29 protein-coding genes are annotated in these 24,482 nt (G+C 29.0%); 14 read left to right on the top strand and 15 right to left on the bottom strand.

Annotated features, from left to right (window positions below; genetic code table 11):
• Nucleotides 1-23 precede the first annotated feature (23 nt).
• A complete protein-coding gene (locus tag CHB63_RS01295; RefSeq protein ID WP_089376630.1) occupies nt 24-2,654 on the bottom strand; it encodes a valine--tRNA ligase in 2,631 nt (876 codons plus the stop codon).
• 114 nt (nt 2,655-2,768) lie between these two features.
• On the opposite strand from CHB63_RS01295, the gene CHB63_RS01290 reads away from it, so the two are divergent.
• On the top strand, nt 2,769-3,212 hold the full coding sequence (locus CHB63_RS01290; RefSeq protein WP_089376629.1) for a DUF1573 domain-containing protein: 444 nt from the start codon (nt 2,769-2,771) through the stop codon (nt 3,210-3,212).
• A gap of 49 nt (nt 3,213-3,261) precedes the next feature.
• On the opposite strand, the gene CHB63_RS01285 is transcribed toward CHB63_RS01290, so the two are convergent.
• Nucleotides 3,262-4,572 (bottom strand): PDZ domain-containing protein, encoded by a 1,311-nt coding sequence (locus CHB63_RS01285; RefSeq protein WP_176420181.1) that lies wholly within the window; start codon nt 4,570-4,572, stop codon nt 3,262-3,264.
• 195 nt (nt 4,573-4,767) lie between these two features.
• On the opposite strand from CHB63_RS01285, the gene CHB63_RS01280 reads away from it, so the two are divergent.
• Together CHB63_RS01280 and murB are read left to right on the top strand one after the other, a co-directional pair.
• On the top strand, nt 4,768-5,961 hold the full coding sequence (locus CHB63_RS01280) for a pyridoxal phosphate-dependent aminotransferase (protein ID WP_089376627.1): 1,194 nt from the start codon (nt 4,768-4,770) through the stop codon (nt 5,959-5,961).
• On the top strand, nt 5,962-6,963 hold the full coding sequence (gene murB, locus CHB63_RS01275; RefSeq protein ID WP_089376626.1) for a UDP-N-acetylmuramate dehydrogenase: 1,002 nt from the start codon (nt 5,962-5,964) through the stop codon (nt 6,961-6,963).
• Here murB and CHB63_RS01270 read toward each other — a convergent pair.
• Nucleotides 6,956-7,363 carry a hotdog domain-containing protein gene (locus CHB63_RS01270; RefSeq protein WP_217898392.1) on the bottom strand — a complete coding sequence of 136 codons (408 nt, stop codon included), beginning with the start codon at nt 7,361-7,363 and terminating at the stop codon, nt 6,956-6,958. The two genes, murB and CHB63_RS01270, sit on opposite strands and share 8 nt — an antisense overlap.
• Nucleotides 7,364-7,388: 25 nt before the next feature.
• Complete coding sequence (locus CHB63_RS01265; RefSeq protein ID WP_089376625.1) at nt 7,389-8,525, bottom strand: cysteine desulfurase family protein; 1,137 nt, start codon at nt 8,523-8,525, stop codon at nt 7,389-7,391.
• 85 nt (nt 8,526-8,610) lie between these two features.
• Between CHB63_RS01265 and CHB63_RS01260 the strand changes: the two genes are divergently transcribed.
• Nucleotides 8,611-9,090 (top strand): hypothetical protein, encoded by a 480-nt coding sequence (locus CHB63_RS01260; protein ID WP_089376624.1) that lies wholly within the window; start codon nt 8,611-8,613, stop codon nt 9,088-9,090.
• A 2-nt stretch (nt 9,091-9,092) separates the two neighbouring features.
• Here the strand turns inward: CHB63_RS01260 and CHB63_RS01255 are convergent, their stop codons facing one another.
• Nucleotides 9,093-9,656: a DNA mismatch repair protein MutS gene (locus tag CHB63_RS01255; protein ID WP_089376623.1), complete on the bottom strand. Its 564-nt coding sequence runs from the start codon at nt 9,654-9,656 to the stop codon at nt 9,093-9,095.
• A 73-nt stretch (nt 9,657-9,729) separates the two neighbouring features.
• Between CHB63_RS01255 and CHB63_RS01250 the strand changes: the two genes are divergently transcribed.
• The 5 genes from CHB63_RS01250 (at nt 9,730) to CHB63_RS01230 (ending at nt 13,272) form a co-directional block, all read left to right on the top strand.
• On the top strand, nt 9,730-10,362 hold the full coding sequence (locus tag CHB63_RS01250) for a low molecular weight phosphatase family protein (RefSeq protein ID WP_089376622.1): 633 nt from the start codon (nt 9,730-9,732) through the stop codon (nt 10,360-10,362).
• A gap of 44 nt (nt 10,363-10,406) precedes the next feature.
• The gene (locus CHB63_RS01245; RefSeq protein ID WP_089376621.1) at nt 10,407-10,679 is read left to right on the top strand and encodes a CD225/dispanin family protein; all 273 of its coding nucleotides are present in this window, start codon (nt 10,407-10,409) and stop codon (nt 10,677-10,679) included.
• A gap of 31 nt (nt 10,680-10,710) precedes the next feature.
• Nucleotides 10,711-11,085, top strand: a complete 375-nt coding sequence (locus tag CHB63_RS01240) for a DUF2752 domain-containing protein (RefSeq protein WP_217898391.1) — start codon at nt 10,711-10,713, stop codon at nt 11,083-11,085.
• Between the two features lie 331 nt (nt 11,086-11,416).
• Complete coding sequence (locus tag CHB63_RS01235) at nt 11,417-12,523, top strand: polysaccharide lyase family 7 protein (protein WP_089376619.1); 1,107 nt, start codon at nt 11,417-11,419, stop codon at nt 12,521-12,523.
• A gap of 71 nt (nt 12,524-12,594) precedes the next feature.
• Nucleotides 12,595-13,272, top strand: coding sequence for a PrsW family intramembrane metalloprotease (locus CHB63_RS01230; protein ID WP_089376618.1), 678 nt, complete (start codon nt 12,595-12,597; stop codon nt 13,270-13,272).
• A gap of 6 nt (nt 13,273-13,278) precedes the next feature.
• Here CHB63_RS01230 and CHB63_RS01225 read toward each other — a convergent pair whose 3' ends face one another.
• The 3 genes from CHB63_RS01225 to CHB63_RS01215 are packed head-to-tail and all read right to left on the bottom strand — an operon-like array spanning nt 13,279 to nt 15,140.
• Entirely contained in the window at nt 13,279-14,109 is an 831-nt protein-coding gene (locus CHB63_RS01225; RefSeq protein ID WP_089376617.1) for a phosphatase PAP2 family protein, read from the bottom strand.
• Nucleotides 14,110-14,163: 54 nt separating this feature from the next.
• On the bottom strand, nt 14,164-14,568 hold the full coding sequence (locus tag CHB63_RS01220) for a hypothetical protein (RefSeq protein ID WP_089376616.1): 405 nt from the start codon (nt 14,566-14,568) through the stop codon (nt 14,164-14,166).
• Complete coding sequence (locus CHB63_RS01215) at nt 14,565-15,140, bottom strand: RNA polymerase sigma factor (RefSeq protein ID WP_089376615.1); 576 nt, start codon at nt 15,138-15,140, stop codon at nt 14,565-14,567. Before CHB63_RS01215 ends, CHB63_RS01220 begins: the two co-directional genes overlap by 4 nt.
• Before the next feature lie 134 nt (nt 15,141-15,274).
• On the opposite strand from CHB63_RS01215, the gene CHB63_RS01210 reads away from it, so the two are divergent.
• Entirely contained in the window at nt 15,275-15,634 is a 360-nt protein-coding gene (locus CHB63_RS01210) for a DUF6249 domain-containing protein (protein ID WP_089376614.1), read from the top strand.
• Nucleotides 15,635-15,702: 68 nt separating this feature from the next.
• Here the strand turns inward: CHB63_RS01210 and folE are convergent, their stop codons facing one another.
• The 7 genes from folE to nadC form a co-directional block, all read right to left on the bottom strand.
• Nucleotides 15,703-16,389, bottom strand: a complete 687-nt coding sequence (gene folE, locus CHB63_RS01205) for a GTP cyclohydrolase I FolE (protein WP_245856727.1) — start codon at nt 16,387-16,389, stop codon at nt 15,703-15,705.
• 43 nt (nt 16,390-16,432) lie between these two features.
• On the bottom strand, nt 16,433-17,803 hold the full coding sequence (gene hisS / locus CHB63_RS01200) for a histidine--tRNA ligase (RefSeq protein ID WP_089376613.1): 1,371 nt from the start codon (nt 17,801-17,803) through the stop codon (nt 16,433-16,435).
• A gap of 43 nt (nt 17,804-17,846) precedes the next feature.
• Nucleotides 17,847-18,323, bottom strand: a complete 477-nt coding sequence (locus CHB63_RS01195) for a hypothetical protein (RefSeq protein WP_089376612.1) — start codon at nt 18,321-18,323, stop codon at nt 17,847-17,849.
• Entirely contained in the window at nt 18,320-18,898 is a 579-nt protein-coding gene (locus CHB63_RS01190) for a DUF4126 domain-containing protein (protein ID WP_089376611.1), read from the bottom strand. The genes CHB63_RS01195 and CHB63_RS01190 overlap by 4 nt, the downstream gene beginning before the upstream one ends.
• Nucleotides 18,899-19,633 carry a 3-deoxy-manno-octulosonate cytidylyltransferase gene (gene kdsB / locus CHB63_RS01185; protein WP_089376610.1) on the bottom strand — a complete coding sequence of 245 codons (735 nt, stop codon included), beginning with the start codon at nt 19,631-19,633 and terminating at the stop codon, nt 18,899-18,901.
• A gap of 85 nt (nt 19,634-19,718) precedes the next feature.
• A complete protein-coding gene (locus CHB63_RS01180) occupies nt 19,719-20,654 on the bottom strand; it encodes a YihY/virulence factor BrkB family protein (RefSeq protein WP_089376609.1) in 936 nt (311 codons plus the stop codon).
• The gene (gene nadC / locus CHB63_RS01175) at nt 20,654-21,511 is read right to left on the bottom strand and encodes a carboxylating nicotinate-nucleotide diphosphorylase (protein WP_089376608.1); all 858 of its coding nucleotides are present in this window, start codon (nt 21,509-21,511) and stop codon (nt 20,654-20,656) included. Before nadC ends, CHB63_RS01180 begins: the two co-directional genes overlap by 1 nt.
• 78 nt (nt 21,512-21,589) lie before the next feature.
• On the opposite strand from nadC, the gene rlmH reads away from it, so the two are divergent.
• From rlmH to CHB63_RS01155, 4 genes are read left to right on the top strand one after another with little or no spacing between them, the layout of a single operon-like run.
• Entirely contained in the window at nt 21,590-22,063 is a 474-nt protein-coding gene (rlmH, locus tag CHB63_RS01170; RefSeq protein WP_089376607.1) for a 23S rRNA (pseudouridine(1915)-N(3))-methyltransferase RlmH, read from the top strand.
• The gene (locus CHB63_RS01165; protein ID WP_089376606.1) at nt 22,056-22,640 is read left to right on the top strand and encodes a non-canonical purine NTP diphosphatase; all 585 of its coding nucleotides are present in this window, start codon (nt 22,056-22,058) and stop codon (nt 22,638-22,640) included. Before rlmH ends, CHB63_RS01165 begins: the two co-directional genes overlap by 8 nt.
• On the top strand, nt 22,640-23,671 hold the full coding sequence (locus tag CHB63_RS01160; protein WP_089377539.1) for a FecCD family ABC transporter permease: 1,032 nt from the start codon (nt 22,640-22,642) through the stop codon (nt 23,669-23,671). Before CHB63_RS01165 ends, CHB63_RS01160 begins: the two co-directional genes overlap by 1 nt.
• Nucleotides 23,671-24,465: an ABC transporter ATP-binding protein gene (locus CHB63_RS01155; RefSeq protein WP_089376605.1), complete on the top strand. Its 795-nt coding sequence runs from the start codon at nt 23,671-23,673 to the stop codon at nt 24,463-24,465. The genes CHB63_RS01160 and CHB63_RS01155 overlap by 1 nt, the downstream gene beginning before the upstream one ends.
• The last annotated feature ends 17 nt before the right edge of the window (nt 24,466-24,482 follow it).

The following is a 24,482-nucleotide window of genomic DNA, read 5'->3' as shown; positions in this document are numbered from 1 at the left end:
AGCCATAGCTAGTGTACCGTTTTTTACAAGCTATTTAAACTAGCTTTTATCGTTTCAATTTTCGCCAAAGCATCTGCTTCTTTTTGGCGTTCCATTTTAATTACTTGCTCCGGAGCATTGTTTACAAAACGCTCATTACTCAACTTCTTTTGAACAGACTTTAAGAAACCTTCATTGTATTTTAACTCCTCTTCTAACTTTGCTTTTTCAGCTTCCACATCAATTGCATCTCCCATTGGAATAAAATACTCATTAGATTTTACTCTAAAACTTAATGCACCATCTACTTTTTCACTAACATAGTTAATCGTAGTGGTATTTCCTAATTTTTCAATAACTGCATCAAAATCAGTATTTAAATTATCGTTATTTAAAACAGAAAATTCAATTTCATTTTTGAAGGCAATGTTTTTTTCTTTTCTAATATTTCTAATTCCCGAAATTACTTCTGAAGCTACTTTAAACTGATTAATTAAATTATCATTTACTGAAACCATTTTTGGGTATTCAGCAATTATTAGTGCTTCTTCTGGTGTTCTTTCTGAAATATGTTGCCAAATTTCTTCTGATAAGAAAGGCATAAAAGGATGTAAAACCTTTAAATTATCTTCTAAAAATGAAATTACTGCTTTTAATGTTTTTGCATCAATTGGTTGTTGATAAGCTGGTTTTACCATTTCCAAGAACCAAGAAGAAAAGTCGTCCCAAATTAACTTGTAAATACTCATTAAGGCTTCACTAATTCTATATTGATCAAATGATTTTTCTAAATCAACCAATGTTTGTTGAAACTTCGCTTGATACCATTCAATGGCAATTTTAGCCGATTTTGGTTGCTCAATAGTTTCAGAAACTTCCCACCCTTTTATCAATCTGAAAGCATTCCATATTTTATTTGAAAAATTACGTCCTTGTGCACATAAATCTTCATCAAATAACAAATCGTTTCCTGCAGCCGAACACAATAACATTCCTACTCGAACACCATCAGCTCCGTATTTCTCCATTAATTCTATTGGATCAGGTGAATTTCCTAACGATTTCGACATTTTTCTACCTTTACCGTCACGAACAATTCCTGTGAAATATACATTTGTAAAAGGTTTTTCATTTCTAAATTCATATCCCGCAAAAATCATACGAGCTACCCAAAAGAAAATTATATCTGGTGCTGTTACTAAATCGTTGGTTGGGTAATAGTATTCAATTTCTTTATTATCTGGATGTCTAATTCCATCAAAAACAGAGATAGGCCATAACCAAGAAGAAAACCAAGTATCCAAAGCATCTGGATCTTGTGAAACATCATCAATTGTAAGTTGTTGATTGTTTGTTTTTTGTTTTGACAATTCTAAAGCTTCTTCTTTAGTTTCAGCTATTACAAAATCCTCTACTCCATCTCCATAAAAATAAGCTGGAATTTGATGTCCCCACCATAATTGACGAGAAATGTTCCAATCTCTAATATTTTCTAACCAGTGACGATAGGTACTATTGTAATGTTTTGGAAAAAAATGAATTTCTTCATCCTCTAAAACAGCTTTTAAAGCAGGTTTAACAATTGTATCCATTTTAAGAAACCACTGTGCTGAAATTTTAGGCTCAATTACCTCTTTTGTTCTTTCAGAAGTACCAACTTTATGCATATGTTGCTCAATTTTAACTAAACAACCTAAACTTTCTAGTTCTTTGGTAATTTCCTTTCTAACAACAAACCTGTCCTTTCCTTCATAATGCAATCCGAAAGAATTTAAAGTAGCATCATCATTAAAAATATCTATAACTTCTAAATTATGTTTTTCACCTAAAACTTTATCGTTTTGATCGTGAGCAGGCGTTACTTTTAAGCAACCTGTACCAAATTCAACATCAACATATTCATCTTCAATAATAGGAATTACTCTGCCAACTATAGGAACAATCGCTTTTTTACCTTTTAAATGTTTAAAACGCTCATCATTAGGATTGATACAAATAGCTGTATCTCCTAAAATGGTTTCAGGACGTGTAGTTGCTATTGTTAGCACTTCGTCACTTCCTTCTATTTTATAATTTAAATAATATAGATTTCCCTGTTTTTCTTCAAAAATTACTTCTTCATCAGACAAAGTAGTTTTTGCTGAAGGATCCCAGTTTACCATTCTATAACCACGGTAAATCAATCCTTTTTTATATAAATCAATAAAAACTTTAGTAACGGCTTCACTTAAATCTTGGTCCATTGTGAACTTTGTACGTTCCCAATCACAAGAAGCTCCTAATTTTTTTAGTTGCTCTAAGATTATCCCCCCATGTTCATCAGTCCATTCCCAAGCGTGTTTTAAAAATTCATCACGCGTTAAATCAGATTTATTTATACCTTGTTCTTTTAACTTTGCTACTACTTTAGCTTCCGTTGCAATGGATGCGTGGTCTGTTCCAGGTACCCAACAAGCATTAAATCCTTTAAGTCTAGCTCTTCGTATTAAAACATCCTGAATAGTATTATTTAACATATGCCCCATATGTAAAACTCCAGTTACATTTGGAGGTGGAATTACAATTGTATATGGCTCTTTTTCGTTTGGCGTTGAATGAAAATAATTATTTTTCATCCAGTAATCATACCACTTACTTTCTATATCTTGAGGACTATATTTTGTTGGTAAACTCATTTTGGTCTAATCTTTGTAATAAATAATTCGCAAATGTACAATTATAAGGCTTAATCATAAAATATTTTGAAAGCTTAAAAAATTAATTAACTTTACATTATTAAATTAAACAAAATGAAAAAAATTATTACTTTATTATTTATTGGTTTTATAACATTATCAATAAATGCTCAAGAGAAAACCGAAACTGTTGTTGATCCAAATGCCCCGGTATTTGAATTTGAAAACGAAGTTATTGATTACGGGAAAATAGAATTAAACGCAGACGGTGTTCGCATTTTTAAATTTAAAAATATTGGTAAATCACCTTTAGTTATAACTAGAATTCAATCTAGTTGTGGGTGTACAGTTCCAAAAAAACCTGAAGACCCTATTATGCCTGGTGCAACCGGTGAAATAGAAGTTAAATATGCAACTAACAGACAAGGTGGATTCAACAAAATGATTACCATTTTCTCTAATGCATCTGAACCTAATAAAAAATTGAGAATTAAAGGTATTGTTTTAAAACCTGAATCTCCTGTAGTTAAGGAAAAATCAGCAGTTTCTTCAAAATAAAACACTTTTTAACAATATAAAAAAAGGGATTCAAATTGAATCCCTTTTTTTATTTCAACATATCTTTCAAATTAAAATGAAAATCATAATTTTGATTATCCCTTTCAATCACTAAGCTTATTCTTTTATTTTCTTTTTGATAAAATTTACCTACAATTTCATCTAATTCCATATCAAAAGTATATTTTCCATTAATTTTTATTACAATATCACCTTCTTTTAAACCTGCGTTGTAGGCGGGAGACCCGATTCTTAATTTTAAAATTTTATAGGAAGGTTTAAACGTGTATTTATAATTATAATTTAATATAATTTTATTAGTTGAAAATGAATTTGACTCCTCTTCTAAACTAAAACTTGTACTATTCTTCTCTTTTTCTTGCACTAAAACCTTTCCATTGTGCACAAGTTCAATTCCGCTCATATTATATCTAAAGGGCTCCCTAAAATGGCTTCCCTTTTTTAAAGTGATTTTACTGTTTTTATAATCAAAAACAACTATAAATCTCTTTAAAATTGATGCCCCTAAGCTTCCATTTCTTTCAGTAAAATTAAGTGCAAAAGCAACAGAGAGAGAGTCTGGGTAGGATACTGTTGGGTTTTTTATTTCAAATTGTCCTAATATTAGAGACTTAATTTTAGCTCTTTTACCATATATTGAACCACTCAATCCTTCACCTAAAAAATCATCAAAGTATTTTTTAGGAGCTACAATATCAGGATGACTACCTGTAAATAACCACATTGCATCACTTCCTCCAGAATCTATTAATAATTTTATTGGAGTAATTCTATCTTCATTTTCCAATAGCCTAGCTTCAATATTTATATATGGTTTTAACTTATTGAACTCTAATTCAAAAGTTTCACATTTTTTACATTTGTCGTAATTATATTCTCCTCCTCTATAAAATATTATTTTTTTAGAACCATAATTAATTTTAACTTCAAAGTCTTTTAACAATTCATATCCAATAATTCCGTTAACAGTTAAACCTAATTTTGAAGATAAATCGAAACTATCATTATCTATAACATATAATTTCTCACTATTACTTTGTATATTATTTAACTTAAATACGTTTCCATTTGAAAGTATTGCATCAACAGGTGCCTCATCTCCAAGCCCTTGAAGTTTAATCTTCTCAACATTATTTAAAGGGATAGAATCATGAGCATTTAAATTGAATAAAATAGTTCTTCCAACACCAGAATCCAGTATAAAATTTAATTTTTTGCCATTTACTTCAATTGGAAAAACGATTAAATTACTTAAAAGTTTAAAGGAAACTGTTTGTTTTTTTACTTTGTTTCTAAATTTAAAATTACTTTGAGTAAACCCATCATTTATACTAAACAAAAATAAAATAGAAAAAAAAATATGTATAAAATTGTTTTTCAATGCGTTTTATATATGTTTTGTTAAACTACAAAATGGTTAATATAATACATAACTTTTGGCAAAACTTTAACCTTTAACAATTTCGATAAAAAATTGCCTATTTCAAAAATAATTTCGCAATTTTGTTCTATAATTTTTATTAAATCAAAAAAGATGCCTTCTATATCATTTAAAGGAAAAAAGATGCCGGAATCTCCAATTAGAAAGTTGGTTCCATTTGCAGAAAACGCAAAAAAAAGAGGAATTAAAGTTTTCCATTTAAATATTGGGCAACCAGATATTAAAACACCTGATTGCGCCCTTGAAGCCATTAAAAATAATACTGTAGAAGTACTTTCATATAGTAGATCTGAAGGATCTGAAGAATACCGACAAAAAATTGCAAATTATTATGCAAAAAATAATATTAATGTTACTGCAAATGAAATTATAGTAACAACCGGTGGTTCTGAAGCCCTTTTATTTGCAATGGGTAGCATAACTGATCCTGGAGATGAGATTATAATTCCTGAACCTTTTTATGCAAATTATAATGGGTTTTCAACAGCATCCAGCATAACCGTTGTGCCAGTAATTTCAAAAATTGAAGATAATTTTGCATTGCCTCCTATTGAGGAATTTGAAAAATTAATTACTCCTAAAACAAAGGCTATTTTAATTTGCAATCCTGGAAATCCAACAGGTTATTTGTATTCAAAAGAAGAAATTCAAAAATTAGCTAAAATTGTAAAAAAACATGATATTTTTCTAATTGCAGATGAAGTTTATAGAGAATTTGTTTATGACAATGCTCAACATCAATCTGTATTAAATGATTTTGGCTTAGAAAATCACGCAATTATAATTGATTCCGTTTCTAAACGTTACAGTATGTGTGGCGCCCGTATTGGTTGTTTAGTATCAAAGAATAAAGATGTTATTGCAACAGCTTTAAAATTTGCTCAGGCACGTTTAAGTCCGCCAACATTTGCACAAATTGCAAGCGAGGCCGCATTAGAAACTCCGAAATCTTATTTTGATGAAGTAATTGTTGAATATAAAGATAGACGAGATACTTTAATATCTCAATTGAATAAAGTCGAAGGCGTTAAAGTTGCGACCCCAAAAGGGGCATTTTATTGTGTTGTGGAACTTCCAGTAGATGACGCCGATAAGTTTGCGCAATGGTTGTTGGAAGAATATAATTTAAACAATCAAACTATAATGGTTGCTCCTGCGGCAGGTTTTTATTCTACTCAAGGTTTTGGAATAAATCAGGTTAGAATTGCTTATGTTTTAAAGAAAGAAGATTTAATAAAATCAGTTAATATATTAGCTGAAGCACTTAAAAAATACAATCAAAATTAATTGAACATTCAACAAAACATATCTTTAAAAAGTTACAATACATTTGGTATTGATGTACTTGCAAAACGATTTATAGAGGTAAATTCTATTCAAGAATTAAAAGAAATAATTTCTAAAGAAAAAGATATTTTTTTATTAGGTGGTGGTAGCAATATGCTATTAACTTCTAATATTAATAAATTAGTAGTTCATCTTAATTTAAAAGGAATTATTGTTAACGATACTATTGAAAATAGTGTTTTTGTTACTGCCGAAGCAGGAGAAGATTGGCACGAATTTGTGCTTTGGTGTATTTCTCTAAATTATGGCGGACTAGAAAATCTATCTTTAATTCCTGGAAATGTTGGCACCTCACCTATTCAAAATATTGGTGCTTATGGTGTTGAAATTAAAGATACATTTTATCAATTAGAAGCATTAGAAATTGAAACTGGAAAAATTAAAACTTTTAAAAAAGAGGACTGTAATTTTGGATATCGTAATTCAGTTTTTAAAAATGAGCTTAAAGGAAAATTTATTATTGTAAATGTTACTTTTAAACTAACAAAAGAAAATCACAATACAAATACTTCATACGGCGCTATAACAGCATTTTTATCATCTATTAAAAATCCTACAATAAAAGATATTTCCAATGCTGTAATTTCAATTAGAGAAAGTAAACTTCCTGATCCTAAAGAGATTGGAAATAGTGGCAGTTTTTTTAAAAACCCAATAATAAATTTAAAGTCTTTTAATAAGCTTCAGGAAAAATACCCGGACATTCCCTTTTATAAAATTTCTAACAATAAGATTAAAATTCCTGCCGGTTGGTTAATTGAACAATGCGGTTTTAAAGGTAAACGCTTTGGTGATGCTGGTGTACACAAAAATCAGGCATTGGTTTTAGTAAACTATAACAATGCAACCGGAAAGGAAATTTATGAGTTAGCTCAAAATATTCAACAAACTGTTAAAGAAACTTTTGGTATTCCTCTTGAAATTGAAGTAAATATTATTTAGAAGTCTCCAAAATATGTTTTTCTAACACAAAACATATAAAATTACCCTCAAAAACAACATTGTTTTCACTATTAGATACAATAACTGTAACCTCTATTTTTTTTCCATTTGTCTTATTTGTAATTGTTGCCTCAGCAGTTAATACATCATCTAGAACAACAGGTTTTAAATATTTTACTTCTGCTTTTCCTAAAACAACAGTTGGCTCGTTTATAGCAACCATAGCAGCATAATCTGCCAAGCCAAAAACAAAACTTCCATGTGCAAGATTGTATTGATCTACAACCATTTCTTTAGTAATTTTAAGAGACACTGTTGCAGCGTCATTTTTAATCGAAACAACATCTCCAACTAACTTTTTAGAAGTTAATAGGTGTGTATTTTGAAGAATTTTATTCATTTTTAATTATAATCTATTTAATTTATTATTTAATTAATTCTTTCAACGTAGCAATTACATAATCTAATTCCTTAATGGTATTAAATTTACTGAATGAAAATCTAACAGAAGTTTTAAGCTGCTCATTTTCCGGTAAAATTGTATTTAGAACGTGAGATCCTTTATTACTTCCACTTTGGCAGGCACTTCCACCAGAAACTGAAATCCCTTTTAAATCTAAGTTAAAAAGTAGCATTGGATATTCTTTTGGAAACCGAACATTTAATATAATATAAGTGCTATTGATTTCACTTTCAGAAAACCCATTAAAAATTATTCCTTCAAAATTATTTTTTAATTCTTTAATAAAATAACTTTTAAGGTTTTGAATATAAGCTGTTTCTTCAGGTAAATTAGAATATGCAATTTCTAAAGCTTCTTCCATACCTAAAATACTATGAATATTTTCAGTACCAGCTCTTGCTCCACGCTCTTGTTCTCCGCCATGTAAAATAGGCAAAATCCCAAATCCTTTTTTAATATAAGCAAAGCCTACACCTTTTGGTCCGTGAAATTTATGTGCACTTGCAACAAAAAAGTCAATTGGAGTTTCTTTCACATCAAAACTAAAATGTCCAACTGCCTGAACAGCATCTGAATGCAATAAGGCTTCATTTTCAATACATAATTTTGATACTTTTTTTACATCCAGTATATTTCCAATTTCATTATTAATGTACATTAAACTAACTAATTTCTTTTCATTAGTTTCTGTTAACAAATCTTCTAAATGGTTATAATCAACGGCTCCATTTTCATCTAAATCAACCAATTTTACTTGAATACCAAATTCTTTCACCAAATTATCTATGGTATGAAGTACAGCGTGATGCTCAATTTTTGATGAAACAATAGTTTTAACACCTAAATTTAGTACCGCATTTCTTAATATTAAATTATCTGCTTCACTCCCTCCTGCTGTAAAAATAATTTCAGAAGACCCTGCATTAAAATGTTTTGCGATTTTTTTTCTAGCGGTTTCAACTAAAGACTTTGCCTTTCTACCAACCTGATGAATAGATGACGGATTCCCATAGACAGTAGCCATAGCTTCAGAAATTGTTTCAATAACTTCTGGTAAAATTGGTGTTGTTGCGGCGTTATCTAAATAAATATTTCTCATCAAAAGCAAAAGTAAATAAAATAAACTGTTTCATTTAACGCTCTATAACATAAAACATTTATTTTTGTTCCATTAAATTTATAAAATGAAAAAATTATTTACACTTTTTATTGCTTTCACACTATTTTCTTGTAATGATGGCGATTTTGATATTCCTGCTTTTGAATTTACTGATACAATTAATAGCTGTGGAGAATATCTTTTATATAAAACAAATTCAGAAAATACAGAAGCCATAATGCTTTCATTAACAAATACACAATTAGGTGAAACTGCTGGTGAGAAAACACATTCTATTTCAACTTCATTAAAAGTAACGTACAGGATTTTTGATGAAAAAATTGGAACGGATTACTTTTGTCAGGAGATTCCACCTGCAACACCTATAGTTTTAAAAGAGCTTGATGCTGTTGAAGGTGATATTATTATAACTACTATAGAAATTAAAAAAGATGGCGTTGTTACAGGTTATAAATACGAAATAAGTATTTCTAATTTATTATTTTTAGATAATGATGAGCGTATTTACTTTGAAACTTTTTATTTTGGTGCATATCCTAATTAAAACTAATTTTTAGGATTTTGGTAAATATATACTTCTGTCGCTCCTAATCCATATTTTTTATAAGAAGCTGCATAAAAATCCACATGATAATTCTTAAATAAAAAATCTAATTCTGTTTTTAGAACACCAGCACCAACACCGTGAATAAAAACAATTTTTGGAATTCTATTTCTAATTGCAAATTCCAGTTTATGTTTGGCAGTTTCAATTTGCAAATTTAACATATCGTAATTATCCAAACCTCTCGTGGAATCTGTTAGTTGATGGATATGCAAATCAACTTCCATTGCAGGTATATCATCAGGTTTTAAATTGGATTTAAATTTTGGAGCATTTTTTTTTGCTGAACTTTCTGCTATTTTCTCCATTAAACTTTCATTGTTTATATCGCTATATTTTGAAAGTTCAAATTGACTCTCTCTAATTACAACTAATTCTTTTGGCAAAAAATCAAACGTAAATCCGTCAGAAGATTCAATAACTATTTTATTTTGATGAATTTCAACTACCTTTCCTTTTATAACATCATCCAACACTGCAACTGTATCACCAATTTTAAAATCCATTTGTTAACTTTTAAATAATTATTTCTAAATAATTAAAATTTGTTTTAATTATATCTTTGTACAAAAATAGAATATGATTAAAACTGTAGCTATAAAAACTGAGGTATTTTTTAAAAATTCTTTAAAAGAACTAATTATTAATAAAAGCAGACGAGAATTATTAAGTGAAATCGCTTTATTTATTTCTAATGAATTAAAAAAAGACAAAACAGTTAATTTAAATTTTATTTGTACTCATAATAGTAGAAGAAGTCAATTATCCCAAGTTTGGGCTAATTATGCCACACATTTTTATAAATTAAAAAATATTGAAAATTTTTCCGGAGGAACAGCAGTAACGGCATTTTACAGAAATACGGTTAAAACTTTACAAGAAGTTGGTTTTGACTTTCAGATATTAGAGTTTTCGCATCAAAATCCAAAATATTTAATTAGTTATGATAATTTTACAAAACCCATTATTGGGTTTTCAAAAATATATGATGATGTGCATAATACGAAACCTTTTATAGCAATAAGAACTTGCTCCAATGCAGATGAGAATTGTCCTTTTATACCAGATGCTATAAAACGTTTTCACTTACCATTCACTGATCCAAAAAGTTACGATGGTACCTTATCCCAAGCTGAGAAGTATAGAGAAGCAAGTAAACAAATTGCAGGGGAAATTCATTTTATTTTTAAGCTAATAAAAGAATCCATCTAATATTTTTTGTACTTTTAGCTATAATCTTTAAAATAGCAACTAAAATGGAACAAAAACAACCTAAGAACTACTTAGTAGAATCAATTTTGGTAACTATCTTTTGCTGTCAACCTTTTGGTATTGTGGGTATTGTATTTGCATCACAAGTGAATTCAAAATTTTCGATTGGTGATTATGAAGGTGCATTAAAAGCATCAAAAAATGCCAGGAATTGGATGAATTGGGGTCTAATAGCCGGAATATTAATATTTGTTTTATCATTGGTTTTTATGTTTGCCCTTGGAGGTTTAGCCATTTTAGGAATTGGAGATTTTTAAATTGAAAAATATAAAATTTAAATATCTTGGATTGCTATTACTTCTAATAGTAGTAGCTTTTTTATATTTTAATATAAATCCAAGTGAAGTAAATTTCCTTCCTAAATGTCCATTGTACCTAACTACAGGAATTTATTGTCCTGGTTGTGGAAGTCAAAGAGCAACACATCACCTTTTAAATTTTAATTTTGTTGGAGTTCTTCAACAAAATATTTTATATATAATTGGATTGCTTATTTTAGGATATCATTTAATTATTATAAGTTTAAATTCAATTTTTAAAAAGAACATTTATAATTATTTATATCATCCAAAAACACCTATTTTTTTATTAATTATTATAGTTATTTTTTGGATACTTAGAAACATACCTTACTATCCTTTTAATATTTTAGCACCTAATTAAAATATAAGTATTTTATTTTTTTGTCTGAACACATCAAATATCTTCCTTTTTAATCTTTCTTTGATTTTAACAGAGAAACACTATAAATTTTCATAAACTTAAATCTCTATCCAACCTTTAATAATATGTAGAAAAACACATTTAAAGCACTGACAATAGGTAACTTAAGAAATACTTGATATTAATTTAAATAAATAGTTTAAAAAATAGAATACTTTTTTATTTGTTAAATTTTTTATTCCCAAATAAATTCCTTAAAATTGATTAACCAAACTGGTTAACCAGTTTTATTGATGTTTACAAACTAATAAAACACAAATTTTTAATTAAAATGAATAAAGAATTTTTCAACAAAATAAATTATAAAAAAGAGCCCCTTTTTATTGTTTCAAAATTTCTAATAATTCTACTTCTAATTTTGTCAATATCCTGTTCAAAAGATGAAATTATTGATGATACAGAAAATGAAATAAGATTAGATACTGACAATGATGGTATATTAGATAAAGATGATGAGTGTCCAAATATTTTTGGTACTAATGCATTAAATGGTTGTCCAGAAGAAAAAGAAGAAGAAGAGGAAGTTGATACTTCATCAGATTTAGACCCTTCAAAAAGTCCATCAGGTAACTTTGATTTAAGCGACTGGTATTTAAGTATTCCCGAAAACAATGGAAGTGGTGTTGCCACAAGTATAAAAGAGAATGAATTAAACAACAATTACTCCAATTCAGCATACTTCTATACTGCTGAAGATGGTGGAATGGTATTTAAATGCCCTATTGCTGGTTATAAAACCTCATCAAACACTTCTTATACACGTACTGAGTTAAGAGAGATGATGCGTGCAGGTGATACAAATATTTCTACAAGTGGAATTAATTTAAACAACTGGGTTTTTGGTAGTTCTACTTCAAGTAATAAATCCAAAGCTGGAGGTTATGATGGTGAATTAACTGCTACATTAGCTGTGAATTATGTAACAACTACCGGTGATAATTCTCAAGTTGGTCGTGTAATTGTTGGTCAAATTCACGCAAGTAATAATGAACCTTGTCGTTTATACTACCGTAAATTAAAAGGAAACTCTAATGGATCTATCTATTTTGCACATGAAACTGAAAGTGGAAGTGAATCCTGGCATGCGTTAATTGGAAGCAAAGATAATTCCGCTTCAAATCCTTCGGATGGTATTGCTTTAAATGAAAAATTCAGTTATTCAATAAAAGTTGTTGATAATGACCTAACTGTTACCATTAGTAGGGAAGGAAAAAGTGATGTTTCTAAAAAAATTGATATGAGCAGTAGTAACTATGCTGATGAGTACATGTATTACAAAGCTGGTGTTTACAATCAAAACAAATCTGGTGATGATAACGATTATGTACAAGCAACATTCTATAGTTTAGCGAATACACACACTGGATACGATCATTAATTGTTATTTAAATGTTTAAAAACATTTCTTAGTATTCTTTTAATATATTAGCATCTAATTAAAAATACCAAATGAGTTTATTAATTGCTTCATTAGCACCAGTATTTATAGTAATTGTATACATATATATTAAAGATAAATTTGAAAAAGAGTCTAAAAGATTTCTTTTGAAGAACTTTCTACTAGGAGCTTTTTTTAGTGTAATTATAAGTTTATTGCTTTACAATATTTATGAAAAATATTTACCTAAATCGGATGAATTTAGCGTAATCGAACAATTTTTAAAAGCGTTTTTTGTGGTTGCTTTAATTGAAGAATTTAGCAAATACATCATTATTCGCTATTATACACAGCGTAAAAAAGCATTTAACGAACCATTTGATGGTATTATTTATGCTGTAATGGTTTCAATGGGGTTTGCAGCAGTTGAAAATATATTTTATGTAATTGAAGGCGGATTATCCGTAGCTTTATTAAGAGCTTTTACAGCCATTCCAGCCCACGCAACTTTTGCTATTATTATGGGATATTATATGGGAAAAGCCAAGTTTTCTAATAATAAGGCTAAATGGAATTTAATAGGGTTACTAGGTGCCATTATTTTTCACGGATCCTATGATTTCTTTTTATTTATAAACTTTATTCCAGGTATAGCAATTGGGGCATTTGTATCATTACTAGTTGGAATTATGCTATCAAGAAAAGCTATTAAATTACATCAGCTAAACTCGTTTTTTAAAGAAATATAATTTCAGCTAAAAAACCCCAACTAACCCAATAGTTCTAACACCTGCATTTACTTTCCAAGTTATTTTTTTCTCCTTAACCTCATTCTTTTTTGCTGATAAAAAATTATCTATCCCATCTACAATTACAACACTCATAACCATTCCTAAAGTTACATCGGTTAACCAATGTGCACCAGCCCATAAACGTGAAATTGGAGCAATTAAACCAACTGCGTATATTCCACCTTTAACCCATATATTTTTAAATTGTTTTGCTATTGCGTGTGAAGCTGTAAAAGATAAAATTGAATGACCTGAAGGAAATGAATGGTAGCCAGACTCTTTACTCATAAATTTAAATTTTCTGCTTCCAACTTCTTGAGAAGGTCTTGCTCTACCAAATGCATTTTTACTAATTGTTTGTATTAAACCGGTTGCAACAGCAGAAGAAATTATTAAAACTCCAGTATGCCTAAATTCTTCATTTTTAGCAAATAAGCCATATCCATAAATCCCAGCCGAAATCATAAAGAAATTTTGTGGACTTCCATAATACCAGCCTATTTCTTTTAGCATTTGGGGAGCATTTTCTTCTTGATTAATAAAAAACTCACTTGTTTGCTCATCATAGATATACATTAATGAAGTTCCAACCGCAATTCCGCCAAAAGTAAGCCAATCATCTTTTTTCCATTGGAATGGTTTAGTATAAGCATTCTTTATACCTCCAAAAATTAAAGATCCATCGGATTTCAACATTTCCAATATTGTTTCTTTCTCTGTTTTATTTTCTTGAGCAGTTATAGTACTAAGCAAAAAAGAACTTAATAAAATACAAATAAGAGTTTTTACATTCATAATTTAAATTATGAATGCAAAATTAACCTTTTTTAGAAATTATAGATATGGAATCTAAATAATATGTCTTTTACTAAAATAGTTTTTAATAATTATCAATTGAAATATTACATAAATAGTAAATAATACAAAACTTAATGTAAAGATTTTTGAAAATTTAATATTTTCAAATACATTAATCGAATTAAATTTATTTAAAAAGGAAAAATCAATTGATGGTAACATCAATAAACTTTCTGTATTTGTAATTATAAAAATAATTAGTACAATTAAACTTACTGTAATTAAACCCCAACCCTGTTTGGAAATTAATGGTTTATAAATAGTTACTGTACTTTTAGAATTCTCCAAGTTAATAGCATCCATTACATTATTAACAAAATCATTGGATGGCATCTCAGTGCCAGCCTTTTTCAAAATGAATTTTGAAAATTCTTCTATGTTTTTATCTTGCTTCATATTAAATCAATAGTTCTTGGTTCAATAACATATTTTAAAATTGATGCTAATTTTTTTCTAGATCTAAACAATTTTACTTTTATATTATCTTCTGATAAATTTATAATTTTTGTAATTTCTTTTATTGGTAATTCTTCAAAATAATACAATGTTAAAATTGTACGCTCATCTTCATTTAACTTTAAAAGCGCATCATTTATCACTTTTTTTCGTTCTTCATCTTCCAAATATACAATTGCATCCTGCATATTTCCAATATCACCTTCATTTATTTCATCAATATTTTCAGAATTTATATATCTTTTATTTCTTTTAACAACATCTAAACTAGCATAATACCCAATTTTATAAATCCATGTTGAAAATTTTGCTTCCCCTTTAAAGTTTTTTAAATTCTTATATGCTTTAACAAAAACATCTTGTGAAACTTCCTCTGCTTCTTCTTTATTTTTCACAATTCTAATAGTTAGGGTATATACCATATGCTTATACTTTTCAACTAAAAAAGCATACGCATTAACGTCTCCGTTCAACGTTTGTTTTATATAATACTCGTCGGGTTTGTTGTTCATTTTAACTGTTTGACGACTTTTTAACTGTAATGGTTACATCTTACAGAAAATAAATTTAATTAATATTTTTTGTAACCGCACTAAAACAATCTTCGTCATATGGATGAAACACATTAAAAACTAAAATTTATATTATGGAAGCAGTACTTGTATTTATATCACTATTTGTAGTGGTTTTTGGAATTTTTTATCTACACTATTCAACTAGAAACAAAGAACGATTATCATTAATTGAAAAAGGAGCTGATGCCAGTATCTTTTTTAGTGCCAAAGCACCTCAAAACAAAAAATCAGTACCTATTTGGAAAATTTTAATTCTAAACTTAGCCGTTTTATTAATGGGTATTGGTTCCGGAATTTTTATTGGTTCAATATTAGAAGCTTATACTTTAATCCAACCTGAAGTTGGTTATACCGGCTCTATATTTTTAATGGCCGGTGTTGGTTTATTTGTAGGATTTACATTGTCAAAAAAATTAGTAGAAAAGGAATAACGACTCTTATTATCAAAAATAAAAAAGCACCCAACTGGGTGCTTTTTTTATATATATTTTCCAAAATCTTATTCGAAATCAGTATCCATTTTTATATAATCTAAAAACTCTCTTCGCACTTCTTTATCCTTAAATTTTCCACCAAATTCTGAAGTAACAGTACTACTTTCAATATCACGAACTCCACGAGAATTTACACATAAATGCTTAGCATCAATTACACAAGCTACATCATCTGTACCTAATGCCAATTGTAACGCTTGTACCACTTGCATTGTTAAACGCTCTTGTACTTGTGGTCTTTTGGCAAAGTAATCTACTAAACGGTTCATTTTAGACAATCCAATAACCCTACCGCTTGAAATATAAGCTACATGCGCTCTACCAACAATTGGTAATAAATGATGTTCGCAAGTAGAATAAACAGTTATATTTTTTTCTACCAACATTTCACCATATTTATAGTTATTATCAAAAGTTGATAATTTTGGTTTATTGTTTGGGTTTAAACCAGAAAAAAGTTCATTAACAAAAGCTTTTGCAACTCTTTTAGGAGTGCCTTTCAAACTATCATCTTCAAGATCCATACCCAATGTTTCCAAAATATCTTTTACACTTTCTTGAATACGTTTTACTTTTTCTAGGTCCGATATATCAAAAGCATCTGCTCTTAACGGTGTTTTAGCAGAAGACCCAACATGGTCGTCTCCTCTTTCATCAATTTTATTAGTCATTATGTCTTTACCTTCAAACATTTTCTATTCTTTAGCCTGCAAATTTACAACTTAGTTTTTTAAATTAAAGTGTGATTTCAAGTAATTCTTTTAAACTACATACTTGCTGATCACCAGTTTGCATATTTTTTAATGTGAAATTATTATTTTCTACCTCTGTTGAACCCACAATTACAACAAATGGAATTTCTCTTCTATTTGCATAATTCATCTGTTTTTTCATTTTCGCACTATCAGGATACAACTCAGATTTTATATTATTTTTTCTTAATTCAGTCAAAGCTTTCATACAATATGCTGCTTCGTTTTTACCAAAATTAACAAACAATACTTTTGGTTTTGGTAACTCTACAACATCAAATAAATTCAATTCCTCTAACACCAAATAAATACGATCTAAACCAAATGAGATACCAACACCACTAACGTCTGGCAGTCCGAAAATCCCTGTTAAATCGTCATATCGTCCTCCTCCACCAATTGAGCCCATTTTAACTCCTTCTGGTGCAGAAACTTCATAAATAGCTCCTGTATAATAATTTAAACCTCTTGCTAAAGTTACATCTAAATTTAATTTAGCAGATTCCAACCCTAACTCTTCAATATTACTTACTACAAATCTTAAATCTTCAACACCTTTTAAACCTTCTTCAGATTCAGCTAACATATTTTGTAATTGGTTTAGTTTTTCCTGATTACTACCAGAAAAATTAAAAAGTGGTTGTACTTTTTCAATTGCTTCTTCTGAAATCCCTTTTGACAACATTTCTGTTGTAACTCCCTCTGCTCCTATTTTATCTAATTTATCAAGTGCAACTGTAAAATCAATTAATTTATCTTTTGCCCCAATAATTTCAGCTATACCAGCTAATATTTTTCTATTGTTAAGTTTAATAGTCGTACCAGTTAGTTTTAACTTACTAAAAACTGCATCGTATAATTGTACAAACTCAACTTCCTGCCATAAACCTTTACTTCCAACAACATCTGCATCACATTGGTAAAACTCTCTAAAACGACCTTTTTGTGGTCTGTCTGCACGCCAAACAGGTTGCATTTGGTAACGTTTAAAAGGAAATTCAATTTCGTTTTGGTGTTGCACAACATAACGTGCAAAAGGCACGGTTAAGTCGTAACGTAAGGCTTTTTCGGAAATACTTGAAATAACTTTTAAGCTATTTTTTGATGCTAATAAACTCTCATCAACCTTTTTTAAAAAATCTCCAGAATTTAAAATTTTAAAAATCAAGCGATCTCCTTCTTCCCCATATTTCCCCATTAAAGTTGAAGAATTTTCAAACGAAGGTGTTTCAATAGGTTGAAATCCATATACCTCAAAAACTTCCTTTATTGTTGAAAAAATATAGGTTCTTTTAGCTACTTCTGTAGGTGAAAAATCACGTGTTCCTTTTGGTATGCTTGGTTTTTGTGCCATTTTTTAAAATTAGTTTGCAAATATCTGAAAATTATAAAACTAATTAAAGCTTTTCTAAAAATGATTTTTCCTTACTTGTTAGTGGCACATCATTTTCAAACTTACTTTTAGTTGGATAAATTGCAATCATCATAAAAACTAAAATTCCAACTAATATAAAATAAAAGCTATTGTTAGTTTGCATTGCAAAAAAGACGCACATAAAAGCTGGAAACTCTAGCATTGCCAATCTAAAAATATGCGCTGAACTAAATTTTACAACTTTTTCGTTTAAATCTGCTTTATCAGGTATTTGCTTAATCATTTTTTTATATAAAAACTTACTTGCCAAATTTCCCGAAAATGAGATAAGAATAGCTAAATAAAGAAACATTTTATCTCCTTCAGTAGAAAAATACAATACATCTTTTGCGTTGTATACTACATATAAACCAAATAAAACTACACTTGCCATTAAAGCAATATGTATAATTTGCATAGATTTTATGAAGTCTTTTGGTTGTTGATTTGTAATATTCATTTTATTGATTTTGAAGGTTTAAATAGTTTAAAAACTTTGAATAGCAACCAAAATATAAAAGCAACCAATATTATTGCTAGCACAGGAATAAAAATTGAAAAAACAGACATTACAATTGACGTTCCAGTTTCTACGGTTGAAATTACAGGGTTTGCTATACCAGCAGTTGTTGCTGATGATGCCAAACGTGTGGTACTTGTTGAGCCTTTTATAGCTGCTGCGGTTCCACCACCTGCAATAATAGCTAACGCCCAGGTTATTGCCGGATCTAAATCACTTACTGTGGCAACCATTACTGCTGTACCTGCAATTGCTGCCAAAGGAACAGCTATTGTATCTAATAAATTATCTAAAAATGGGATAAAATATGCTAAAATCTCCACAATTGTTGCAGCACCTAAAGTTACAATTGCAACAGAGCTGCCAACCCATTGCCAACTTTCATTTAATGGAATAATATTAAAATGGGAAGCTAAACTTAGCGCAAATAACGGTACAAAAATTCTGAAACCAACGGATGCTGCTAACCCAATTCCTATTAAAATACTAATTATTATTTCGGGCGTTAAATTCATTTAGTTTTTGTTTTTAAAAACTGCATTGGCTTTTTCTAAATCTTCTGGCGTATCAATTCCAATAGCAATTTGATTTGTTTCTACCATTTTCACTTTCAAACCGTGTGCCAAAAAACGAAGGTTTTCTAATTTCTCTGCAGCTTCTAAATTATTAATTGGCAATTTAGTAAATTTTATTAAGGCTTCTTTTCTAAACGCATAAATTCCAATGTGCTTGTAATAAATTGCTTTTGATGCATCTCTTGGAAAAGGAATTGGTGAACGTGAAAAGTACATTGCGAAATTTTGTTCATCCGTAACTACTTTTACATTATTCGGATTATTTATTTCTTCTAAATCATCCATTTTAATCATTAATGAAGCAATATCTATTTGCTTATCAACATCATTTTTAAAAACCTCTAATAAATTTCTTAAAGGTTTAGTTTGCGTAAAAGGCTCATCTCCTTGCACGTTTACAACAATATCTACGTTTAAATTTTCAACTGCTTCAGCAATTCTATCACTACCCGATTCGTGCTCTTTTTTACTTTTTATAACTTTTCCTCCATTTGACGAAATTTCATTAAAAATAATATCACTATCAGTTATAACATAAACTTCATCAAATAAATCAGCGTTTTTTGTTGCTTCATAGGTTCTTAAAATAACCGATTTTCCTGCTAAATCTTTCATTAATTTACCTGGAAATCTACTAGCTTCAAAACGAGCTGGAATCATTGCTACTATTTTCATGAGTCTCTATTATTCTTTTTTAATGGTTACATGCTTTTGGTTATTTGTCATTTCTTTAAATGATAAACTTTTTAGCCAGCTCAATTTATAAATCTTTTTCTATGGAATGAATTCTTCTAAGACTATTAATACTTGCATTCAGTTCAAAACCTAACAATAAAATTATAGAATTTATCCAAACGAAAAGCATTATTACTAATAGGGTTCCAATAGAGCCATAAAGCTCATTATACGTTGCAAATTTTAAAACATATATTGAAAACAACCTAAACATTACAATAGTTAAAATTGTTGTTAGGATAGACCCTGGCGTAAAAAAAGAATAGTGTTTTACTGTTTTAGTTCCATATTTATATAATAATGAAACAGAAACAAATATTAATAATACAAAAAATAAAAATTGTCCTTGTTTTATCCAAAAAACGTCATCTTCCAGCCAACCTTTTGCTTTTAAATCGTTTATTCCAATTTCAAAATATAAAGTTATTGCGACAGTTACAACTAAAATTAATGAAAGTAAAATTGACATTCCCATTGAAATAAAATACTGACGTAAAATATTGCGCATTTCGGTTACGTGGTAAGAATATTCAAATCCGCCTAAAATGGCATTTACTCCATTTGTCATTAAAAAAACTGAGGCAATAAACCCAAATGAAAGCAATCCTCCATAACGGTTATTTGCAATATCATTTATTACTTCAGAAACAGATTCGGCTGTATTTGGAGGTAACATTTGTTCTATCATTACCAAAAAATCTTCTTGAAATCCTTCAATAGGAACATATGGAATTAAGGTTAAAATGAATAAAATAAAAGGAAATAGCGCCATAAAAAAACTAAAAGCGATACCACCCGCTCTTGATGTTAAAGCACCTTTTACAATTCCAATAAAATACATTTTAATAATATCGTAGAGTGACATACCCAGTAAACCAGGAATTTTTATCTTTTTTCCAAGTTTTACAAACCAATTTAGTATTGGTACTTTAAGTAATTTGTCTTCTACTTCTTTAGACATTAAATGGCCTTTAAGCTTAAATCCATATTATAAACAGAGTGTGTTAATGCACCAGATGAAATATAATTAACACCACATTCAGCATATTTTCTTGCAGTTTCCAAATTAATTCCACCAGAAGATTCGGTTTGACACTGATCTCCAATTATTTTTACAGCTTTGCGAGTTTCATCATAATTAAAATTGTCAATTAAAATTCTATGAACACCACCGCAGGCCAATATTTCATCTATTTCTTCAATACTTCTAGCTTCAACAATAATTTTTAAATCTAAATTATTCGCTTTTAAATAATCTTTTGTTTTGTTAATCGCTTTGGCAACACCACCACAAAAATCAATATGATTGTCTTTTAACATTATCATATCATACAAAGCAAATCTATGGTTTTCTCCACCTCCAATTACAACCGCCCATTTTTCAATAGCTCTAATTCCTGGAGTTGTTTTTCTAGTATCCAAAACCTTTGTTTCTGTACCTTCTAACAACCTTGCAAATTGGTTAGTTTTAGTTGCAATGGCGCTCATACGTTGCATTATATTAAGCACTAAACGCTCGGCTTTTAAAATTGATTGAGATTTCCCAGTCACATAAAATACGATATCTCCATATTTAACTAATTCACCATCATTTATTAATGTTTCCACTCCTAAATCCGCATCTACATAAGCAAAAACCTTCTTCGCCATTTCTACTCCGGCAATAATTCCATCCTCTTTTACAAGTAATTTTGCTTTTCCCTGAGCATTTTTTGGAATACACGCCAGTGAACTATGGTCTCCATCACCTACATCTTCTCTAATTGCGTTTGAAATTATTATATCAAGTTCTTTTTCAAATTGTTCTTTACTAATCATATTTTACTCGTATTTTCAAACAAAAATAACTTTTTTATTTTCAAAAAATTCATCTTTAATTCTTTTTATATTTGCAGAATGAAAATTAAACTACTTGCCATTGGTAAAACAGATGACAAAAATTTACAAACCTTAATTGAAGTTTATCAAAATAGGTTGAAACATTATATTAATTTTCAGTTAGAAGTGATTCCCGACATTAAAAATGTTAAGAATTTAAGTGAACAGCAACAAAAAGATAAAGAAGGTGAATTAATCCTTAAAAAATTAGCACCAACGGATGAGCTAATTTTATTAGATGAAAACGGTAAAGAATTTAAATCTATTGAATTTTCAAAATATCTTCAAAAGAAGATGAATTCGGGAATTAAACAATTGATTTTTGTAATTGGTGGACCATATGGTTTTTCTGATGAAGTTTATAAAAAATCAAAAGGAAAAATTTCATTTTCAAAAATGACGTTTTCTCATCAAATGATTCGATTATTTGTTGTGGAACAAGTATATAGAGCATTTACTATCTTAAAAAATGAACCATATCATCATGAATAAACTAAAATTGGTATTTGCTACCAATAATAAAAATAAGTTAAAAGAAGTACAGGCAATGCTAACCAATTTTGAAATAGTTAGTTTAGCTGAAATTAATTGTTTTGAAGACATTCCTGAAACTGCTGAAACCTTAGAAGGAAATGCTATTTTAAAAGCAAATTACATTACTGAAAAATTTGGTTTAAACTGTTTTGCAGATGATACTGGTTTGGAAGTTGAAGCTTTAAATAATGCTCCTGGAGTTTTTTCAGCACGTTATGCGGGAGAAGAAAACAATTCTGAAAAGAATATGAATAAATTATTACGTGAACTTGGAGAAAACACCAATAGAAATGCACAGTTTAGAACAGCTGTTGCTCTTAATATTGAAGGGAAACAATTTATTTTTGAAGGGATTTGCAAAGGTGAAATTTTAAAACAAAAACAAGGTGATAGTGGTTTTGGATACGATCCTATTTTTATGCCAAATGGCTTTAATAAATCGTTCGCAGAAATGGAAATGAGCGAAAAAGGACAAATAAGCCATAGAGGAAAAGCAATTAGTAAATTAATCACTTTTTTAAATTCATATTCTTGATAAATCCAACCAAATCTTATAGAAATACTTTTATAATCCTACTATTTACGTTGGTTTTAATATGGTTTGTAAATATTAGTTTAGGCTCTGTTTATATTCCTCTAAAACAAATAATTGCATCTCTTTTTAATGGAGAAGTTGAAAAAGAATCGTGGAAATCTATTGTATTAAATTACAGACTACCAAAAGCAATTACAGCAATTATTGTTGGCTCTGGATTATCAATAAGTGGTTTATTAATGCAAACTTTGTTTAGAAATCCACTTGCTGGTCCGTTTGTATTAGGAATTAGCTCTGGGGCAAGTTTAGGTGTTGCCATTTTAATTTTAGGAGCTTCATTTTTTGGAGCAAATATTACCAGTTATGCATTTACTAATTTTGGATTGGCGTTTGCTGCAAGTTTAGGAGCATTTTTAGTGCTTTCTGCAGTAATGTTAGCAGCTATAAAAGTTAGAAATACTATGTCGATATTAATTATTGGGTTAATGTTTGGTAGTTTAACTTCAGCTGTTATTAGCATTTTAGCTTATTTTAGTAGTGCAAGCCAATTACAACAATACATGTTTTGGAGTTTTGGTAGTTTAGGTAATTTAAGCTGGAATGAAATTCTTGCACTTTTAGTTACTTTTCTTATTGGAATCTCTTTCGTCATATTTATAATAAAGCCACTAAACAGTTTGCTTTTAGGTGAAAATTATGCAAAAAGTATGGGTGTAAATGTAAAAAGGACTCGCAATTTTGTTTTAATTTCAACTAGTTTATTAACGGGTGTAATTACTGCTTTTTCCGGGCCCATTGCTTTTATTGGTTTGGCTGTTCCACATTTAACAAAATTATTATTTAATACCTCAAATCATAAAACCTTAATACCCGCAGTTGCTATTAGTGGTGCAATAATTATGTTAATTTGCGATAGCATTGCACAATTACCAACTAGCGAATTTACATTGCCAATAAATGCCATAACTTCACTATTTGGAGCTCCAATAATTATTTGGTTATTGGTTAGGAAACGTAAGATTTATTATTAATGAAACAGACTTCTAAACACATTATAAAAGCGTCAAATTTAAGCATTGGTTATACTTCAAAAAAAGATACATTAACTGTTGCCCGCGATTTAAGCATCAATTTAAATGCTGGTAATTTGGTTTGTTTACTTGGTAAAAATGGGATAGGAAAATCTACTTTACTTAGAACATTAACAAAGGTTCAACCTGAATTAAACGGTGAAATTTTTATAAATAACTCAAAATTAGAAACACTTACCAATAACGAATTAGCTAAAACTTTAAGTTTGGTATTAACTGAACGATTACCAGATAGCAGTTTAACTGTTTTTGAACTTGTAGCATTAGGCCGTCAGCCATTTACAAATTGGATTGGTTATTTAACAAATGAAGATATGGAAATAATCCAATCGGCTTTTGAAAAAACCAATACAAAACATTTAATGGATTCAAAATGTTATGAATTGAGCGATGGACAATTGCAAAAAGTATTAATAGCCAGAGCATTAGCGCAAAACACACCCATTATTGTATTAGATGAACCAACTGCGCATTTAGACTTACACCATACTGTAAATACATTTTCATTATTAAAAAACCTTGCTTCAGAATTTAATAAAACCATTATTATTTCAACACATGAAGCCAATTTAGCACTGCAACTCGCGGATGAATTGTGGTTAATGTCACCATCAAAATTTGTAAGCGGAAAAACAGAAGAACTTATTGAAAAAAACGAATTAGATCAACTATTTGATTCCAAACTAATTAGTTTTAATAAATCTTTAAAACAGTTTACAATAACCAACTCTTAAATATTTTAATATATTTG

The sequence above is a fragment of the Lutibacter flavus genome, assembly GCF_900188355.1.
Taxonomy (GTDB): domain Bacteria; phylum Bacteroidota; class Bacteroidia; order Flavobacteriales; family Flavobacteriaceae; genus Lutibacter; species Lutibacter flavus.
The sequence above is the reverse complement of the archived record's forward strand: the minus strand, read 5'-3'. Positions and strand labels throughout refer to the sequence as shown.

What these genes read in the sequence shown, in the direction of transcription:
- CHB63_RS01250 (WP_089376622.1), top strand. Translation starts at nt 9,730, where the DNA reads ATGATTAAAACTGTAGCTATAAAAACTGAGGTATTTTTTAAAAATTCT.
- rlmH (WP_089376607.1), top strand. Translation starts at nt 21,590, where the DNA reads ATGAAAATTAAACTACTTGCCATTGGTAAAACAGATGACAAAAATTTA.
- CHB63_RS01265 (WP_089376625.1), bottom strand. Translation starts at nt 8,525, where the DNA reads ATGAGAAATATTTATTTAGATAACGCCGCAACAACACCAATTTTACCA.
- CHB63_RS01230 (WP_089376618.1), top strand. Translation starts at nt 12,595, where the DNA reads ATGAGTTTATTAATTGCTTCATTAGCACCAGTATTTATAGTAATTGTA.
- kdsB (WP_089376610.1), bottom strand. Translation starts at nt 19,633, where the DNA reads ATGAAAATAGTAGCAATGATTCCAGCTCGTTTTGAAGCTAGTAGATTT.
- CHB63_RS01260 (WP_089376624.1), top strand. Translation starts at nt 8,611, where the DNA reads ATGAAAAAATTATTTACACTTTTTATTGCTTTCACACTATTTTCTTGT.
- CHB63_RS01270 (WP_217898392.1), bottom strand. Translation starts at nt 7,363, where the DNA reads ATGAATAAAATTCTTCAAAATACACACCTATTAACTTCTAAAAAGTTA.
- CHB63_RS01190 (WP_089376611.1), bottom strand. Translation starts at nt 18,898, where the DNA reads ATGAATTTAACGCCCGAAATAATAATTAGTATTTTAATAGGAATTGGG.
- CHB63_RS01220 (WP_089376616.1), bottom strand. Translation starts at nt 14,568, where the DNA reads ATGAAGCAAGATAAAAACATAGAAGAATTTTCAAAATTCATTTTGAAA.
- CHB63_RS01225 (WP_089376617.1), bottom strand. Translation starts at nt 14,109, where the DNA reads ATGAATGTAAAAACTCTTATTTGTATTTTATTAAGTTCTTTTTTGCTT.
- CHB63_RS01195 (WP_089376612.1), bottom strand. Translation starts at nt 18,323, where the DNA reads ATGAATATTACAAATCAACAACCAAAAGACTTCATAAAATCTATGCAA.
- CHB63_RS01165 (WP_089376606.1), top strand. Translation starts at nt 22,056, where the DNA reads ATGAATAAACTAAAATTGGTATTTGCTACCAATAATAAAAATAAGTTA.
- CHB63_RS01210 (WP_089376614.1), top strand. Translation starts at nt 15,275, where the DNA reads ATGGAAGCAGTACTTGTATTTATATCACTATTTGTAGTGGTTTTTGGA.
- CHB63_RS01255 (WP_089376623.1), bottom strand. Translation starts at nt 9,656, where the DNA reads ATGGATTTTAAAATTGGTGATACAGTTGCAGTGTTGGATGATGTTATA.
- CHB63_RS01215 (WP_089376615.1), bottom strand. Translation starts at nt 15,140, where the DNA reads ATGAACAACAAACCCGACGAGTATTATATAAAACAAACGTTGAACGGA.
- folE (WP_245856727.1), bottom strand. Translation starts at nt 16,389, where the DNA reads ATGTTTGAAGGTAAAGACATAATGACTAATAAAATTGATGAAAGAGGA.
- CHB63_RS01245 (WP_089376621.1), top strand. Translation starts at nt 10,407, where the DNA reads ATGGAACAAAAACAACCTAAGAACTACTTAGTAGAATCAATTTTGGTA.
- CHB63_RS01280 (WP_089376627.1), top strand. Translation starts at nt 4,768, where the DNA reads ATGCCTTCTATATCATTTAAAGGAAAAAAGATGCCGGAATCTCCAATT.
- CHB63_RS01180 (WP_089376609.1), bottom strand. Translation starts at nt 20,654, where the DNA reads ATGTCTAAAGAAGTAGAAGACAAATTACTTAAAGTACCAATACTAAAT.
- hisS (WP_089376613.1), bottom strand. Translation starts at nt 17,803, where the DNA reads ATGGCACAAAAACCAAGCATACCAAAAGGAACACGTGATTTTTCACCT.
- nadC (WP_089376608.1), bottom strand. Translation starts at nt 21,511, where the DNA reads ATGATTAGTAAAGAACAATTTGAAAAAGAACTTGATATAATAATTTCA.
- CHB63_RS01290 (WP_089376629.1), top strand. Translation starts at nt 2,769, where the DNA reads ATGAAAAAAATTATTACTTTATTATTTATTGGTTTTATAACATTATCA.
- CHB63_RS01235 (WP_089376619.1), top strand. Translation starts at nt 11,417, where the DNA reads ATGAATAAAGAATTTTTCAACAAAATAAATTATAAAAAAGAGCCCCTT.
- CHB63_RS01155 (WP_089376605.1), top strand. Translation starts at nt 23,671, where the DNA reads ATGAAACAGACTTCTAAACACATTATAAAAGCGTCAAATTTAAGCATT.
- CHB63_RS01295 (WP_089376630.1), bottom strand. Translation starts at nt 2,654, where the DNA reads ATGAGTTTACCAACAAAATATAGTCCTCAAGATATAGAAAGTAAGTGG.